Annotated in this window: 16 protein-coding genes; 7 read left to right on the top strand and 9 right to left on the bottom strand. The window is 73.7% G+C overall.

The window, feature by feature from the left end; genetic code table 11:
• The 4 genes from ACYVKY_RS16970 to ACYVKY_RS16955 form a co-directional block, all read left to right on the top strand.
• Positions 1–307, top strand: a 307-nt coding sequence (locus tag ACYVKY_RS16970; protein WP_460436160.1) for a substrate-binding domain-containing protein, incomplete at its 5' end; no start/stop codon positions are given.
• 33 nt (positions 308–340) lie between these two features.
• A complete protein-coding gene (locus ACYVKY_RS16965; protein ID WP_460436159.1) occupies positions 341–1,591 on the top strand; it encodes a type 2 periplasmic-binding domain-containing protein in 1,251 nt (416 codons plus the stop codon).
• Entirely contained in the window at positions 1,588–2,706 is a 1,119-nt protein-coding gene (locus ACYVKY_RS16960; protein WP_460436158.1) for a carbohydrate ABC transporter permease, read from the top strand. The genes ACYVKY_RS16965 and ACYVKY_RS16960 overlap by 4 nt, the downstream gene beginning before the upstream one ends.
• A gap of 125 nt (positions 2,707–2,831) precedes the next feature.
• On the top strand, positions 2,832–3,629 hold the full coding sequence (locus ACYVKY_RS16955) for a carbohydrate ABC transporter permease (RefSeq protein WP_460436163.1): 798 nt from the start codon (positions 2,832–2,834) through the stop codon (positions 3,627–3,629).
• A gap of 101 nt (positions 3,630–3,730) precedes the next feature.
• Here the strand turns inward: ACYVKY_RS16955 and acnA are convergent, their stop codons facing one another.
• From acnA to ACYVKY_RS16930, 5 genes are all read right to left on the bottom strand, one after another.
• Positions 3,731–6,499, bottom strand: coding sequence for an aconitate hydratase (gene acnA / locus ACYVKY_RS16950; protein WP_460436157.1), 2,769 nt, complete (start codon positions 6,497–6,499; stop codon positions 3,731–3,733).
• A 201-nt stretch (positions 6,500–6,700) separates the two neighbouring features.
• Complete coding sequence (locus ACYVKY_RS16945; protein WP_460436156.1) at positions 6,701–7,516, bottom strand: META domain-containing protein; 816 nt, start codon at positions 7,514–7,516, stop codon at positions 6,701–6,703.
• On the bottom strand, positions 7,513–8,301 hold the full coding sequence (locus ACYVKY_RS16940; RefSeq protein WP_460436155.1) for a hypothetical protein: 789 nt from the start codon (positions 8,299–8,301) through the stop codon (positions 7,513–7,515). The genes ACYVKY_RS16945 and ACYVKY_RS16940 overlap by 4 nt, the downstream gene beginning before the upstream one ends.
• A gap of 30 nt (positions 8,302–8,331) precedes the next feature.
• Positions 8,332–9,618, bottom strand: coding sequence for a class I SAM-dependent RNA methyltransferase (locus tag ACYVKY_RS16935; protein ID WP_460436154.1), 1,287 nt, complete (start codon positions 9,616–9,618; stop codon positions 8,332–8,334).
• Positions 9,615–11,696 (bottom strand): APC family permease, encoded by a 2,082-nt coding sequence (locus tag ACYVKY_RS16930; protein ID WP_460436153.1) that lies wholly within the window; start codon positions 11,694–11,696, stop codon positions 9,615–9,617. Before ACYVKY_RS16930 ends, ACYVKY_RS16935 begins: the two co-directional genes overlap by 4 nt.
• Before the next feature lie 116 nt (positions 11,697–11,812).
• On the opposite strand from ACYVKY_RS16930, the gene ACYVKY_RS16925 reads away from it, so the two are divergent.
• Together ACYVKY_RS16925 and ACYVKY_RS16920 are read left to right on the top strand one after the other, a co-directional pair.
• A complete protein-coding gene (locus tag ACYVKY_RS16925) occupies positions 11,813–12,475 on the top strand; it encodes a potassium channel family protein (protein WP_460436152.1) in 663 nt (220 codons plus the stop codon).
• A 30-nt stretch (positions 12,476–12,505) separates the two neighbouring features.
• Positions 12,506–13,171 (top strand): potassium channel family protein, encoded by a 666-nt coding sequence (locus tag ACYVKY_RS16920; protein ID WP_460436151.1) that lies wholly within the window; start codon positions 12,506–12,508, stop codon positions 13,169–13,171.
• Positions 13,172–13,177: 6 nt separating this feature from the next.
• Here ACYVKY_RS16920 and ACYVKY_RS16915 read toward each other — a convergent pair whose 3' ends face one another.
• The 4 genes from ACYVKY_RS16915 to dut all read right to left on the bottom strand — a co-directional run bounded on the left by ACYVKY_RS16915 (position 13,178) and on the right by dut (position 16,166).
• Positions 13,178–14,344 carry a DUF3159 domain-containing protein gene (locus ACYVKY_RS16915; protein ID WP_460436150.1) on the bottom strand — a complete coding sequence of 389 codons (1,167 nt, stop codon included), beginning with the start codon at positions 14,342–14,344 and terminating at the stop codon, positions 13,178–13,180.
• A 13-nt stretch (positions 14,345–14,357) separates the two neighbouring features.
• A complete protein-coding gene (locus ACYVKY_RS16910) occupies positions 14,358–14,738 on the bottom strand; it encodes an OB-fold nucleic acid binding domain-containing protein (RefSeq protein WP_460436149.1) in 381 nt (126 codons plus the stop codon).
• A gap of 67 nt (positions 14,739–14,805) precedes the next feature.
• A complete protein-coding gene (locus tag ACYVKY_RS16905; RefSeq protein WP_460436148.1) occupies positions 14,806–15,630 on the bottom strand; it encodes a DUF3710 domain-containing protein in 825 nt (274 codons plus the stop codon).
• A complete protein-coding gene (gene dut / locus ACYVKY_RS16900; RefSeq protein WP_460436147.1) occupies positions 15,630–16,166 on the bottom strand; it encodes a dUTP diphosphatase in 537 nt (178 codons plus the stop codon). Before dut ends, ACYVKY_RS16905 begins: the two co-directional genes overlap by 1 nt.
• 33 nt (positions 16,167–16,199) lie before the next feature.
• Here dut and ACYVKY_RS16895 point away from each other — a divergent pair, with 33 nt between their 5' ends.
• Entirely contained in the window at positions 16,200–16,667 is a 468-nt protein-coding gene (locus ACYVKY_RS16895) for a DUF3093 domain-containing protein (protein WP_460436146.1), read from the top strand.
• Positions 16,668–16,716: the final 49 nt, after the last annotated feature.

The raw sequence follows: 16,716 nt of genomic DNA, 5'->3' as shown, positions 1-16,716 counted from the left end.
GCAGGGCCGCGACGCAGTCGCCCGCCTGCTCGCGCGCGCCGACCCGCCGACGGCCGTGGTCTGCGCGAGCGACTCGCTCGCGCTCGGCGCGGTCGGCGCGGCTCCCGCGCTCGCCGTCACCGGTTTCGACGACACCCCCGTCGCCCGCGCCGTCGGCCTCACCAGCGTCGCGCAGCCCGTGGTGCCCGCCGCCGGCTCGTGCGTCGAGCAGGTGCTCGACGTCGTCGGCGGGCGGGCGCGCGCACCCGAGCAGGTGCTGCTCGCACCCACCCTCAGCGTCCGTTCCTCCACCCCGCAGCCCACCTGACCCACCACCACCCCACCCCGAGGAGAACCCCCCATGACCCGCACCCGCACCGCTGCGGCGATCGGCCTGCTGGCCGCGTCGTCGCTCCTGCTCGCCGCCTGCGGCGGCAGCGGCTTCGACGACACCGAGGGCGGTGGCGGCGAGGAGTCGCAGGCGTCCGGCCCCGCGTCGCTCGAGGTCCTGATCGGCTCCAGCGGCCAGGCCGAGACCGACGCCGTCACCGCGGCCGCCGACGCCTGGGCGCAGGAGAGCGGCAACGAGGCGAACGTGCAGGCCGCGCAGGACCTGAACCAGCAGCTCAGCCAGGGCTTCGCCGCCGGCTCCCCGCCGGACGTCTTCTACGTGAGCTCGGACCTGGTCGCGAGCTACGCCTCGAACGGCTCGATCGAGCCGTACGCGGCCGACATGGAGAACGCGGACGACTTCTACCCGAACCTGAAGGAGGCGTTCACGGTCGACGACACGTACTACTGCGCCCCGAAGGACTTCTCCACGCTGGCGCTCATCATCAACCAGGACGCCTGGACCGCAGCCGGTCTCACCGAGGCCGACATCCCGACCACCTGGGAGGAGCTGCGCACCGTCGCCAAGACGCTGACCACCGGCTCGCAGGTGGGGCTGTCCACCAGCACCGAGTTCCAGCGGCTCGGCGCGTTCATGGAGCAGGCCGGCGGCGGCCTCGAGGAGGACGGCGCGGCCGCGGCCGACAGCGAGGCCAACGTCGAGGCGCTGGACTTCGTGAAGTCGATGCACGACGAGGGCACCTACAAGTGGGCGTCCGAGGTCGACGCCGGCTGGGGCGGCGAGGCCTTCGGCAGCGGCAAGGCCGCGATGACGATCGAGGGCAACTGGATCAAGGGCGCCCTCACGAACGACTTCCCGGACGTCAACGCGGTCTTCGCCCCGCTCCCCGAGGGCCCCGGCGGCCCCGGCACGCTGACCTTCACCAACTGCTGGGGCATCGCCGCCGACAGCGAGAACAAGGAGGCTGCCAAGGACTTCGTCGAGTACATGACCTCGGCCGACCAGCAGATGGAGTTCGCCTCCGCCTTCGGTGTCATGCCGTCGGTGCAGTCGGCCGCCGACTCGTACCGCTCGGAGTTCCCGGACGACGCCGCGTTCATCGACGCGGCCGACTACGCCGTCGCGATCCCGAACAACGAGGGCATCAACGACGTCATCTCCGACCTGAACGCCCAGCTCGAGGGGCTCGCCAGCGCCGACCCGACGACGATCCTCCAGTCGGCCCAGACGAACCTCGAGGCCGTGCTGGGCGGCTCGTGAGCCCGTCCACCCGCCGTCCCCGGGCCGCCTCGGCGGCCCGGGGCGGCCAGACGGCCGCCGGCTGGCTGTTCACCCTGCCGGCGCTGGTGATCCTGGGGCTGTTCCTGGTGGTCCCGGTGCTGATGGCGCTGTGGGTCAGCGTGAGCGACTGGAACGGCCGCGGGTCCCCGTTCGCGGGGACGGTGGGCTTCGTCGGCGGTGAGAACTACCAGAACGTGCTCACGTCCGAGGGCGGGCTGCAGGCGCGCGACTTCGGCACCGCGATGCGCAACAACCTCTGGTACGTGGTGCTGGTCGTGCCGATCCAGACAGCCGTGTCGCTGGGCCTGGCGACGCTCGTGAACCGCCAGGTGCTGCGCGGACGCGGCTTCTTCCGCACCGCCTTCTACTTCCCGTCGGTCACCAGCTCGGTGGCCATCGTGCTGGTGTTCACGTTCCTGTTCGCCGGCAGCGGTGCCGTGAACAGGGCTCTCGGCTGGCTGGGGATCAACGGCCCCAACTGGTTCGCCGACCCGCGCGGGGTGCTGCACCTGCTGCTCGGTGCCGTCGGCGTCGACCAGGGGCCGGCTGCCCTGACCGACCACCGGTTCTTGTCGGTCTCGTGGTGGGAGTGGCTCGCCGGCCCCAGCGTGGCGATGAGCGCGCTCATCATGCTGGCGATCTTCACCACGTCCGGCACGTTCATGCTGCTGTTCCTCGCTGCGCTGCAGAACATCTCGGGCGAGGTCGAGGAGGCGGCGATGGTCGACGGCGCCTCCGCCTGGCAGCGGTTCCGCCTCATCACGGTGCCGATGCTGCGCCCGACGCTGTTCACCGTCCTGACCCTCGGCCTGATCGGCACCTGGCAGGTGTTCGACCAGATCTACGTGGGCACGCAGGGCGGTCCGGCCAAGACGACCGTCACCCCGGCGTACCTGTCGTACACGACCTCGTTCCAGTCCAACAACTGGGGCCAGGGCGCGGCGATCGCGTTCATCCTGTTCTTCATCATCATCGTGCTGGCCGCGTTCCAGCGCTGGGTGCTGCGGGAGCGCACGGTGGTGCCGCGGCGCAGGAAGTTCGTGCTGTCCGACGGCAGCTTCGCCGACCCCGAGGCGAAGGGAGGTGCCCGGTGACCAGCACCACCACCGGTTCCACGGTGCAGCCGGTCACGCCCGGCGACGGGAAGGTCGGTTCCTCCGGCCGGAACGCTGGCACCCGCTCGCGGCGGGCGGCGACGGCGACGGCGCTCACCTACGCGCTGCTGCTGGTGATCTCGGTCGTCTACATCTTCCCGTTCCTGATCCAGATCGCGACGTCGTTCAAGACCGACGGGGAGGCGACGGCGAACCCGACGTCGCTGATCCCGGGGACGATCACCTACGCCGCCTACGACACGCTGTTCGGCGGCGGGCTGCCCTTCCCGACCTGGGCGATGAACTCGGTGATCGTGACCCTCGTCGTCACCGTCGGGCGGGTGCTGCTCTGCTCGGCGGCCGGGTACGCCCTGGCCCGACTGCAGTTCCGCGGCCGGGGTCTGGTGTACGCCGGCATCGTCGGGGTCATGGCCGTGCCCGCGGTCGTGCTGCTCATCCCGAAGTTCCTCGTGCTCAACACGCTCGGCATGTACGACAGCTACGCCGGCATGATCGTGCCGCTGCTGGCCGACGCGGCGGGCATCTTCATCATGAAGAACTTCTTCGAGTCGCTGCCCGTCAGCGTCGAGGAGGCCGCCCGGGTCGACGGCGCCGGCACGTTCCGGATCTTCTGGTCCGTCGTGCTGCCGATGGCGCGACCGGCGCTGGTGACGCTGGTGATCCTGTCGTTCCAGGGGTCGTGGAACGAGCTGGCGCACTTCGTGGTGTCGGCGCAGGACCCCGACCTCTACACCCTCACCAAGGGCGTGGCGACGCTGACGACCGGTGGTTTCGGTGGTCAGGCGCAGCAGTTCCCGCTCAAGATGGCGGCCGCGCTGCTGATGACGATCCCGGTCGCGGTGCTGTTCTTCGTGTTCCAGAGCCAGATCATGAGCACCGCCGAGGGGGCGGAGAAGGGCTGACACCGGTCGCCCGCCCGCCATCCCCCTCCCCCGGCGGACGACGGAGGCCCCGCCCGGACCAGGTCCGGACGGGGCCTCCGCTCGTTCGTGCCCGCGGGCGGTCAGCCCACGAGCGAGCGCAGCACGTACTGCAGGATGCCGCCGTTGCGGTAGTAGTCGGCCTCGCCCGGGGTGTCGATGCGCAGCACCGCGTCGAACTCGACCGTCTCGCCGCCGTCCTTGGTGGCGGTGACCTTCACCGTGCGCGGCGTCGAGCCCTCGTTCAGGGCGGTGACGCCGGTGACGTCGAAGGTCTCGGTGCCGTCGAGGCCGAGCGACTCGGCGTTCTCACCCTGCGGGTACTGCAGCGGCAGCACGCCCATGCCGATCAGGTTCGAGCGGTGGATCCGCTCGTACGACTCGGCGATCACGGCCTTGACGCCCAGCAGCGCCGTGCCCTTGGCCGCCCAGTCGCGGCTGGAGCCCGAGCCGTACTCCTTGCCCGACAGCACCACCAGGGGCGTGCCGGCCTCGGCGTAGCTCTGCGCGGCGTCGTAGACGCTGGACTGCTCGCCGTCCTTCGTGAAGTCGCGGGTGAAGCCGCCCTCCACGCCGTCGAGCAGCTGGTTGCGCAGCCGGATGTTGGCGAACGTGCCGCGGATCATGACCTCGTGGTTGCCGCGGCGCGAGCCGTAGGAGTTGAAGTCGCGGCGTTCGACCCCGTGCTCGGCCAGGTAGCGGCCGGCCGGGCTGTCGGCCTTGATCGCACCGGCCGGGCTGATGTGGTCGGTGGTGACCGAGTCACCCAGCCGCAGCAGCACCCTGGCGCCGGTGACGTCCTCGACCGGCGAGGGCTCCTTCGCCATGCCCTCGAAGTACGGGGGCTTGCGGACGTAGGTGCTCTCGGCGTCCCAGGCGAAGGTGTCGCCCTCGGGCGTCGGGAGCGAGTGCCAGCGCTCGTCGCCGGCGAACACGTCGGCGTAGTCGCGGGTGAACATGCCCTCGTCGATCGCGGACGCGATGGTGTCCTCGATCTCCTTCGTCGTCGGCCAGATGTCGCGCAGGAACACGTCGGCACCCGACTCGTCCTGGCCCAGCGGGTCGGTCTCGAAGTCGAAGTCCATCGTCCCGGCGAGCGAGTAGGCGATGACCAGCGGCGGCGACGCGAGGTAGTTCATCTTCACGTCGGGGTTGATGCGCCCCTCGAAGTTGCGGTTGCCGGACAGCACCGAGACGACCGCCAGGTCGTGCTCGTTCACCGCCGCCGACACCTCCTCGATGATCGGGCCCGAGTTGCCGATGCAGGTGGTGCAGCCGTAGCCGACCAGGTGGTAGCCCAGCTTCTCGAGGTACGGCGTCAGCCCGGACTTGTCGTAGTAGTTGGTGACGACCTTGGAACCCGGTGCGAGCGAGGTCTTCACCCACGGCTTGCGGGTGAGGCCCTTCTCGACCGCCTTCTTCGCGAGCAGTCCGGCGCCGAGCATCACGGACGGGTTCGAGGTGTTGGTGCAGCTGGTGATCGAGGCGATCACCACTGCGCCGTGGTCGATCTCGACCTGCTGGCCGTCGAGCGACACGGTCACCGGGTTCGACGCGCGACCTGCGCCGCTCGAGTGCTCGGGGGCCGAGCCGCCGTCCTCGTTGTCGCTGCCGGGCGCGGAGGGGTCGCTGGCCGGGAAGCTGCCGCCGTTCGAGGGGGCGACGTGCCCGCCCTTGGCGTAGTCGGGCAGCACCTCGCGGAAGCCCTGCTTGGCCTCGGTGAGCGCGACGCGGTCCTGCGGGCGCTTCGGGCCGGCGATCGACGGGACGACGGTCGACAGGTCGAGCTCGAGGTACTCGGAGTACGCGGCCTCCTTCGACGGGTCGTGCCAGAGGCCCTGCTCCTTGGTGTACGCCTCGACCAGCGCGACCTGCTCGGCCGGGCGACCGGTCAGGCGCAGGTAGTCGAGCGTGACGTCGTCGATGGGGAACATCGCCGCGGTGGAGCCGAACTCGGGGCTCATGTTGCCGATCGTGGCGCGGTTGGCCAGCGGCACCGAGGCGACGCCCTCGCCGTAGAACTCGACGAACTTGCCGACGACGCCGTGCCCCCGCAGCATCTCGGTGATGGTCAGCACGACGTCGGTGGCCGTCGCGCCGGTGGGGATCTCACCGGTGAGCTTGAAGCCCACGACCCGCGGGATGAGCATCGAGACCGGCTGGCCGAGCATCGCGGCCTCGGCCTCGATGCCGCCGACGCCCCAGCCCAGCACCCCGAGGCCGTTGACCATCGTGGTGTGCGAGTCGGTGCCGACGCAGGTGTCGGGGTAGGCCACGCCGTCGCGGTCGAACACCACGCGCGCGAGGTGCTCGATGTTGACCTGGTGCACGATGCCGGTGCCCGGGGGGACGACCTTGAAGTCGTCGAACGCGCCCTGGCCCCAGCGCAGGAACTGGTACCGCTCGCCGTTGCGCTCGTACTCGATCTCGACGTTGCGGCGGAAGGCGTCCTCGCGGCCGAACACGTCGATGATGACCGAGTGGTCGATGACCAGCTCGGCGGGCGAGAGCGGGTTGATGCGGGTGGGGTCGCCCCCGAGCTCGGCGACGGCCTCGCGCATGGTGGCGAGGTCGACGACGCACGGGACGCCGGTGAAGTCCTGCATGATCACGCGGGCCGGCGTGAACTGGATCTCGGTGTCGGGCTCGGCCTGCGGGTCCCAGGCGGCGAGCGCGCGCACGTGGTCGGCGGTGATGTTCGCGCCGTCCTCGGTGCGCAGCAGGTTCTCCAGCAGCACCTTCAGGCTGTACGGCAGCTTGTCGGCACCCTCCACCTCGGAGAGCCGGAAGATGTCGTAGGAGGCGTCCCCCACCTGGAGGCCGCCCTTGGCGCCGAAGCTGTCCTGGCTCACGCTCGCTCCTTCGTCCGCGAATGTATCTTGACGTCAAGATACTAGCCCGGCGCCGCGGGACGTGCCACCCGCGACGACGACCCCGCGACGACCACTCCGCGCACCTCCTCGTCAGGTCGCACAGGCCGCGGCGTGCGCGACGTGACCACCAGGTGCGCGGGGTGCCGCGAGCCGTGAGGCAGCGCCCCGAGCGGGGGGCGGTCAGGGTGCGACGTAGACGAGCCCGCGGCCGCCGGCGCTGCTCGACACGACCAGGTCGCGGCCCTCGACCGTGGCGGTGAAGCCGTCGCCGAGCACCTCGACGACGTGCTCGTCCTGGGCGGCGAGCTCGGCAGGGCACTCGCCGTCCGCCGTGAGCCCGGTGAGCAGCACCTCGTCGGCCCGCAGCTCGTAGCGGCCCGAGAGCAGGCGGCACCCGGTGCCGCCGCTCACCCTGCCGTCCTCGGACAGCTCGAGGGTGGCCGGGTCCGCACCCGCGACCGTCGACGACGAGGTCTCCCCGTCCACCAGGGTGTCGAGCCGCCAGACGGTGCCGACCAGCGCCGAGTCGCCGGGCACCTGCAGCGACGCGAAGACCAGCTCGACGCCCTCGCCGGACAGCGTCAGTGCCTGGTCGTCCCAGCGGCCGGCGGTGACGCGCGGCAGCGCGGCGACGTACGCCGCCTCGAGCTCCATCAATGCCGGCTCGCAGGCCATCTCGGTCATCCCGAAGCCCTCGGTGCCGAACGACACCCGCTCGTCGTCGACGCCCATCCGGCCGCTGTAGCGGTTGCAGCCGGCCGTCCCGGAGACCGCCTCGAGGTCGTCGGTGCCGTCGCCCGGGACGAGGGTCACCCGCACGCCGTCCGGGACGTCGAGCGGCCGGCCGTCGACCGTCGCCGACGTGAGCGCGACGCCGTCGCCGAGCAGGTCCGCGGGGCCGCCGATCGTGCGGCCGGCGTCGGACGGCGCGCCGCAGGCCGCGAGGAGCAGCGCGAGCCCGAGCACCGATCCGGTGAACGCGGTCCTCGTCGTCATGCCGGCTCGGACGCGCGGTCGCGGGTCCCGGTTCCCGGTCGCCGCCACCGGCCGAGGACGAGCGCGACCCGCACGACCAGCGCCGCGAGCAGCAGGGTGGCGAGCCGCAGCACCCACGCCCGGACGGGATCGGCCGCCGGGTCGAGCCCGGCGAGCACGCGCAGCATCGGGACTACGTCGCGCCCGAGGCCCTCGCTCTCGTCGGGCACGGCCCACGACGCCGTCACCGCCCACGCGACGACGACGGGCAGCAGCGCCACGGCCACGAGGCGGTCGAGCAGCCGCGGGTGCTCGACGTCCTGGTGCAGCGCGGCGAGCAGCCCGAGCGGGCCGACGACCCCGAGCAGCAGCGCCAGCGGCAGTCCCAGCAGCCCGGCCCCCGTGGTGAGCAGCAGCACCCCCGGCCAGGTCGAGGAGTCGACGAACAGGGCCGCCACGAACACCACGAACCCCGCGGCGAAGATCGGGACGAGGTGCTGGATCGCGCGCAGCGACGGCGCCGAGCGCCCGCGCCGTCCGCCGCGTCCGTCCCGCGGCCGCCAGGCCGTCACCAGCGCCACGGCGACCAGCGGCAGCGTGGTCGCCGGGCCGACCAGGTTCGCCCACGACGGCAGGTCGTCGAGGTCGTCCCACCGCCCGCCGAGCGCCACCAGCGCCACGACCACCAGCACGACCTGGAGCGCCACCCCGACCGCCACCGCCCGGCGGGCGAGGTCCGGCCGCACCCCCTGCCACGCCTCGTGCCGGACGTCCGGCGACGCCGTCGTGCCCACCTGCTCCCCCACCGCGTCCCCCTCGAGCCGTCCGCGTCCCGGTCAGGACCGGACGAAGCGTGCCACGCACTCCACGTGGTGCGTCATCGGGAACAGGTCGAACGCGCGCAGGCCGTCGAGGCGGTAGCCGCGCTCGGCGAGCAGGCGCACGTCGCGCCCGAGCGCGGCGGGGTCGCACGCGACGTAGACGACGACCCGCGGCGACAGCGCCACCACATGGTCGACGACGGCGCGCCCCGCACCCGACCGCGGCGGGTCGAGCACGACGACGTCGGCCGACCCGAGGTCGTCCACCAGCCCCTCGAGCACCCGCTCGGTGCGGCCCTGCTCGATCCGCACCTGCGGGTGCTCGTGCAGGTTGCGGCGGGCGTCGCGCACCGCGCGGGCGTCGGACTCGACCGACACCACGGTGCCCGACGGTCCGACCCGCGCGGCCAGCGGCAGCGTCAGCAGCCCCACCCCGGCGTACAGGTCGAGGGCCGTCTCCCCCGGCCGCGGGTCGGCCGCCTCGATCACAGCGGCCGCGAGCGCCGCCCCGGCGCCGGGGTGCACCTGCCAGAAGCCGGCGGCACCGACCCGGAAGGTCGCGTCGCCGTCCGGGAGGACGACCGGCTCGCCGAGCCAGGTGCGTCCGCGCACCCGCTCGGGGTCGGCGCCCTCGCGCGACACGACGACCGAGGTGCCGTCCGGCAGGTCGGGCACGGCCGGGCGGCGGCGGCCGGCCGCCTCGACGACGACCGCCCGCTCGCCGGCGCCGGACGCGGCGACCTCGACGGACGCCACCCCCGGCCACCGGGACGAGGTGACGGGCACCTCGGCGACCTCGGTGGTCGCGATCCGGCAGACGTCGACGGGGACCACGCGGTGCGAGCGGTGCGCGCGCAGGCCCGCCCGCGCCGAGCGGTCGACCGCGTACCGCACCCGGGTGCGCCAGCGCAGCCCGTCGTCGGCGTCGTGGCCGGGGACGGGCACGGACTCGACCTCGACCTCGACCTCGACCCCGCCCAGCCGCTGCAGCTGCTCGCGCACGACGTCGGCCTTGAGCGCGCGCTGCGCGGGCAGCGCGGCGTGCTGCCAGTCGCAGCCGCCGCAGCGTCCCGGACCGGCCCACGGGCACGGCGGCTCGACCCGGTCGGGAGAGGCCTCGAGCACCTCGACGGCATCCGCCCGCCAGAACGACGCGTCGTCACCGCCGTCGGTCACCTCGGCGAGCACCCGCTCGCCCGGCAGGGCGTGCCGGACGAAGACGACCCGCCCCTCGTGGCGGGCGACGCAGTGCCCGCCGTGGGCGACGGGCCCGACCTCGAGCTCGATCGTCGGGCGGCTCACGGCTCGCGCGGGACCGCCGGCGCCGGCCGGTCCATCTCCTCGTCGCGGTCGTCGGGGAGCATCTCGCTCATCCGCCGCTCGGCGCCGATCGAGGACTGCAGCTGCCACGGCACGCTCGCCACGACCACGCCCGGCGTGAAGTGCAGCGCCGACTTCAGCCGCAGCGCGCTCTGGTTGTGCAGCACCTGCTCCCACCAGTGGCCGACGACGTACTCGGGCACGTAGACGACGACCAGGTCGCGCGGGCTGACGCGGCGGATCCGCTTGACGTAGCGCAGGATCGGCCGGGTGATCTCGCGGTAGGGCGAGTGCAGCGCCTTGAGCGGCACCGGGATGTCGAGCTCCTCCCAGCGGTGCTTCAGCGCGACCGTCGCCTCGGGGTCGACGTCGACGGTGATCGCCTCGAGCGTCGACGGGCGGGTCGCGCGGGCGTAGGCGAGCGCGCGCATCGTCGGCATGTGCACCTTGGAGACCAGCACGATCGCGTGCACCCGCGACGGCAGCGCCTTGACCTTGCCCGGGTCGATGCGGGCCAGGTCGAGCTCGGCCGCCACGTGGTCGTAGTGGGTGCGGATCGCGCGCATGATGACGAAGAGCACGACCATCGCGAGGATCGCGATCCACGCGCCGAGCAGGAACTTGGTGATGAGCACGACCACCAGCACGGTCGCGGTCATCGCGAGGCCGACCGAGTTGATGACCCGCGAGCGCATCATCCGCGCGCGGGTGGCGGTGTCGGTGGTGAGCCGCAGCTCGCGCGTCCAGTGCCGGATCATGCCGGTCTGGCTCATCGTGAACGAGACGAAGACGCCGACGATGTAGAGCTGGATGAGCCGCGAGACCTCGGCGTCGAACGCGACGATGAGGACGACGGCGGCGCCGGCCAGCATCAGGATGCCGTTCGAGAACGCGAGCCGGTCGCCGCGGGTGTGCAGCTGGCGCGGCAGGTAGCCGTCCTTGGCCAGGATCGAGCCCAGCACCGGGAAGCCGTTGAAGGCCGTGTTCGCCGCCAGGACGAGGATCAGCCCGGTCGCGATGGTGACCAGCCAGACCAGCGGCGGCGCGAAGTCGAAGATGCCGTGCGCGAGCTGGGTGATGATCGGCGACTGGTGGTAGACGGTGCCGTCGGCGAAGGTCACCGTGCCGTTGCCGATGCCCTCGCCGAGGCGGCCGTCGAGCAGCAGCTCCTCCTCCGGGCGCACCTCGTCGACGTACACCACGCCCATCTGCCGGGCGAGCAGCAGGATCGACATGATCATCGTGATGGCGAGGCCGCCGAGCATCGCCAGCGTGATCGCGGCGTTGGTGCTCTTGGGCTTCTTGAACGACGGCACGCCGTTGCTGATCGCCTCGACGCCGGTGAGGGCCGCGCAGCCGGACGAGAACGCGCGCAGCAGCAGGAAGGCGCCGGCCAGGGTGGCCAGCCCGCCGTCGAAGGCGGGCTGCACCTCGGTGGTGAACTGGGCGCTCTCGGCGGCGGGCAGGTCACCCGTCAGCGCGCGGAAGGTGCCGACCGCGGCCATGCCGAGGATCGCGACCATGAAGACGTACGTCGGGATGGCGAACGCGGTGCCCGACTCGCGCAGCCCGCGCAGGTTCACCGCGGTCAGCAGGACGACGGCCGCCACCGCGACGACCGCCTCGTGCCCGCGGATGGCCGGGACGATCGAGGCGGCGTACTGCGCCGCCGACGAGATCGACACGGCCACGGTGAGCACGTAGTCGACGAGCAGCGCGGACGCCACCGTCAGGCCCGCCCGCGGGCCGAGGTTGACCGTCGCGACCTCGTAGTCGCCGCCGCCCGAGGGGTAGGCGTGCACGTTCTGCCGGTACGACAGCACCACGACCGCCATCACGACCGCGACGGCCAGGCCGATCTGCCACGAGAAGGCGTACGCCGAGACCCCGGCGACGGCGAGGGTCAGGAACACCTCGTTGGGGGCGTAGGCCACCGAGGAGAGCGCGTCGGACGCGAACACCGGCAGGGCCAGCCGCTTCGGCAGCAGCGTCTCGGAGAGGCGGTCGCTGCGGAACGGGCGCCCGACGAGGACGCGCTTGACGGCGTCGGCGGCGCTCACCGCCCACCCCCGGGTCCTCGGTGCTGCACGGTGGTCACGAACGACGATGGTAAGCACGTCCGGGCGGTCCGGTGTCCACGCGGCCCGGGTGCGCCCGCCCGTGTAGCGTCTCCGCCGTGCACTTCGTGATCATGGGGTGCGGACGGGTGGGAGCCACCCTGGCCCGCTCGCTGCAGCACCGCGGGCACTCCGTCGCCGTCATCGACCAGAACCCCGAGGCGTTCCGCCGGCTCGGGGCCGGTTTCGAGGGCACCACCATCGAGGGCGTCGGGTTCGACCGCGAGACCCTCACCCAGGCCGACACCGAGAACGCCTACGCCTTCGCGGCGGTGTCGAGCGGCGACAACTCCAACATCCTGGCCGCCCGCGTGGCCCGCGAGACCTTCGGCGTCTCGAACGTCGTCGCCCGCATCTACGACCCCGGACGCGCCGAGGTCTACCAGCGGCTCGGCATCCCCACGGTCGCGACGGTGAGCTGGGCGTCCGACCAGATGCTGCGCCGGCTGCTCCCGCACGGCGCCGCCCCCGTCTTCACCGACGCGAGCGGCACGATCCAGATGGCGGAGTACCCGGTGGCCACGTCGTGGGTCGGGTCGCCGCTGCGGCTGCTCGAGGAGCGCACCGGTGCCCGCGTCGCGTTCGTCACCCGGCTCGGCCGGGCGGTCCTGCCCACCGACGAGACCGTCTACCAGGACGGCGACGTCGTGCACCTGCTCGCGCCGGTCGACGAGGTGCCCGCGCTGGAACGACGCCTCGCCCGCCCGCCCGGCGACGACTGACCCACCCACCACCCCAGGAGCAGCGAGCCCATGCGCGTCGTCATCGCCGGAGCCGGCAGCGTCGGACGGTCGATCGCCCGCGAGCTGATCGCCAACGGCCACGACGTGCTGCTGGTCGACAAGTCCCCCGCGGCCATGAAGCACCAGTCCGTGCCCGAGGCCGACTGGCTGCTCGCCGACGCGTGCGAGGTCGACTCGCTCGGCGAGGCCGGCCTCGACAGCAGCGACGTCGTCGTCGCCGCCACGGGTGACGACAAGGCCAACCTGGTGCTGTCGCTGCTCGCGAAGACCGAGTACGGCGTCCCGCGCACCGTCGCCCGCGTGAACAACCCCAAGAACGAGTGGATGTTCGGCGAGGCGTGGGGTGTCGACGTCGCCGTCTCGACCCCGCGGCTCATGACCGCGCTCGTGGAGGAGGCCGTCTCGATCGGCGACCTGGTGCGCATCTTCACCTTCCAGCAGGGCCAGGCGAACATGCTCGAGTTCACGCTGCCGGACGACTCGCCGCTGGTCGGCACCCGCGTCGGCGACGTCGCCTGGACGCCTGACACCGTCCTGGTGGCGATCATCCGCGAGGAGCGCCCGATCGCCCCGAGCCCGGACGACGTGCTCGAGGCGCACGACGAGCTGCTGCTCATCGCGGCGCCGGACCTCGAGGCGGACCTGAAGGCGCTGCTGGCGCCGGCGACGGCCTAGCTGCGCTCAGCCCGCGGGCGGGGCGCCGGCGTGGTCGCGGTCCGGCACGGCCGGCGGGACGGCCCGCAGCCGCAGCCAGGTGAGCCACACCATCAGCGCGAACGCCGGGACGCCCATCACGAGGCGGGCCGCCCCCAGCGCGCCGACCAGGTCGGCGAGGTAGAGCGGCACCTGCACGAGCAGCCGCAGCGCGAAGAACCCGGCCCACAGCAGGGTGACCTGCCGGTAGGCCCGCAGCCGCTCGGGCGAGCGGCGCCAGGCCAGGCCCTCCCCCGTCAGCGGGCCCAGCAGCAGCCCGATCACCGGGTACGGCCCCTGCAGGACCCGGCCGGCCACCGTGAACCGCGGCAGGCTCACCGTCGACAGGGCGCAGACCAGGCCGTAGCCGACGTTGGTGAGGAAGCCCGGCAGGTAGAAGTTGCGGGCGTCGCCCGAGACCAGCGCGAACCCCGCGCAGATCGCGACGCCGACCGCGCCCGAGATGGCCTGGCTCGGCCCGGACCGGGTGACGACGCGGGCCAGGATCGCCAGGACGGCGGCGCCGACCGCGAGCAGCAGCGACAGCCGCAGGTCGCGCCCGATCGTGTAGACGACGACGAACAGCAGCCCCGGCACCAGCGTCTCGGCCGCGCCGCGGACGCCGCCGACGGCCTGGGCGAGCGAGAACTCCTGCGGCGCAGCGGCCTGCGCGAGGCCACCGCTGCGACGGGCGCGCCGCGAGGCGGTGGTCGCGCCCGCCGGCTCGACCGGCTCGGCCGGCTCCGAGGTCGCGACCGGCTCGGACGCCGTGACGGGCTCGGACGCCGTGACGGGCTCGGGCGTCTGGGCGGGCTCGGGCGCCGCGACCGGCACGGTCGTCGGCGCCTCGTCGACCGTCGCCGGCTTCGTCAGCACGACCGGCTCCTGCTCGGGCTCGGGCTGCGGCGCGGGCTCGGGCTGCAGGTCGTCCGGCGTCCGGACGACCTGCACCTGGTCGACCTGCAGCGGGTGGGTGGCGAACGGCCGTCCGACCGGCCACCGCTGGGCGGCGTCGGCGCCGGCCTCGGCGAGCGCTGGCTGCAGGCCCGTCACCCGGGCACCGACGCCGCCGGCCGCGGCGCGCGCTGCCTCCTCGGCGGCGCGCCGCGCCTCCCTCGCCGCCCGTCGGGACGGCGGCAGCTGCTCGTCGGTCACAGGCCCGGCCGGCTCACAGCCCCGACCCGGCGGTCAGCTCGTAGGACGGGTTGTACATGACCTTGCGGCCCTCGGAGCACGCGACGAGCCCCTCGACCCGCACGCACCGGCCGGTGTCGATGCCGGGGATCTCGCGGCGGCCGAGCCAGATGAGCACGACCGACCCGGTGCCGTCGAACAGCTCGGCCTCCAGCGCCGGGGTGCCGGCCCGCGGACGCAGGGTGACGCTGCGCAGCGTGCCGGCCAGCCGGACGCGGTGGCGCCCGCTGAGCTCGCCGCAGGGCGTGCCGCCGAGCCGCCGGGAGCGCTCGCTCTCCTCCTCGGCGTCGGTGTGGCTCTGCGAGCGGGTCAGGCGCCGCAGCGCCGACCGCAGCCCGTCACCGGTGGTCCTCACCGTCCCAGCGTACGTCGCCGCACGCGGGCGCGAGCGGCGCTCCCCCGGGTGGAGCAGACCTGCCCCGTCATCGCGTCTCGGTGATCTCGGGGCCGCGCTCGAACGGGGCCAGGTCGTCCCCGGACGGCGCACCGTCGGCCGCCGCCGGCGGCACCGGCCTGTCCTCGGTGGGCAGCCGCAGCGGCAGCAGGTCGCGCGGAGCCATCGCCTCGTCGCCGCGGACCACGACGCACGAGCGCAGCAGGTCCTCCAGCGGCGCGGCCGCCTCGGCGTCGTGCGAGGCGGGACCGCCGAACACGCCGCGCACGAACCAGCGGGGGCCGTCGACGCCGACGAAGCGGCTGACCTGGTGGCCCGTGCGGCCGTCGGTGGTGCGCACGGGGATGCGGGCGAGCAGCTCGCAGCCGAAGGCGCCGGGCACCTCGTCGGCGGTCCCGCCCTGCTTGGTCACCTGCACCGCGATCTCGCCGCGCACGTCGTCCCAGACCCCGAGGGTGCGCGGCGCGGCGAAGGCCTGCACCTGCAGCGTCGACCCGCCCAGCACCACGGTGGCCGCGATGACCTTCTGCGACTTCTCCTCGACCTCGAGCCGCAGCTCCATGCCCTCGCGGGCGGGCAGCCGCAGCGCGCCGAGGTCGATCCGCTTCACGTCGTCGTCGACCTCGCCGGAGTCGAACGGACCCGACCCGCGGCGCGACTCCTCGGCCTCGAGCGCGCGCTCGCGCGCGGCCAGCTCGGCCCGCTCGGCGGCGGCCTCGGCGGTCGCCTCCTCGTCGACCTCGTCGGGCGAGTCCGCCGAGTCCGCGGAACCCGCCGAGTCGGCCGAGTCCGCCGAGTCCGCCGAGCCGGTGCCGAGCCCGTCCTCGTCGCGCTTGCGCCTGAACCACGCCATCAGCCGTGTCCTCCCCTGTCGGTCGCGCGTCCGGTGGTCGCGAAGCCCCCGGTGGACCCGTGGCCGCCGGTGCCGCGCGCGGACGGCACCAGGGTCGGGACGGGGGTGAAGGTCGCCTGCTCGACCCGCTGGAGGACGAGCTGGGCGATGCGGTCGCCGCGGCGCACCTGGAAGGGCTCGCGCGGGTCGGTGTTGAGCAGCGTCACCCGGATCTCGCCGCGGTACCCCGCGTCGACGGTGCCCGGGCCGTTCAGCACCGTGACGCCGTGCCGGGCGGCGAGGCCCGACCGCGGGTGCACCAGCCCGACGTAGCCGTCCGGCAGGGCCACGCAGACGCCGGTGGGCACCGTGGCCCGGCCGCCTCCGGCGTCCAGCAGGACGTCCTCGCGCGCCACCAGGTCGGCGCCCGCGTCGCCGGGGTGCGCGTAGGCCGGTACCGGCAGGTCGGGGTCGAGGAGCACGACGGGCACGCGCACCGGGGCGGGAAGCGCCGCTCCGGCCCCGTGCGTCCCCTCGTGCGCGGACGGGTCGCTCACGGCAGACGACACTACCCGTGCCACGCTGGTCCGATGGACGCGACCACGGGCCGGCCGCAGCAGGTGCTGCACCAGGAGCGGCTCTGGCCGTCGCCGGGGTGGTGGGTGGTGGTCGCCCTGGGCGCGGCCATGGCCGGTGCCGCGGTGCTGCCGGTCGGGGTGCTCGTGGTGGCCCCGGTCGCGCTGGTGGTGCTCGCGGCCTGCGCCGCGGGCCTGGTCGCGGCGTCCGCCCGCGTGGTCGTGGCCGACGGCGAGCTGCGCGCGGGTCCCGCGCGCGTCCCGGTCGGCCTGCTCGGCGAGGCGGTCGCGCTGCGCGGGGAGCAGGCCCGGCACGCCCGCGGACCCGGGCTGGACGCCCGCGCGTTCCTGGTGCTGCGCGGCTGGGTCGACCCGGTGGTGCGGGTCGAGCTGGTCGACCCCCAGGACCCCACGCCGTACTGGCTGGTCTCGACCCGGCGTCCCGACGACCTGGTCCGCGCCCTCGAGGCCGCGCGCACCTGACGGGCCGGCACCCCGACGGGCCCGGGTACGCCGAGGGCGGCGCGCGACC

This window comes from Angustibacter speluncae (genome assembly GCF_054777815.1).
The sequence above is the reverse complement of the archived record's forward strand: the minus strand, read 5'-3'. Positions and strand labels throughout refer to the sequence as shown.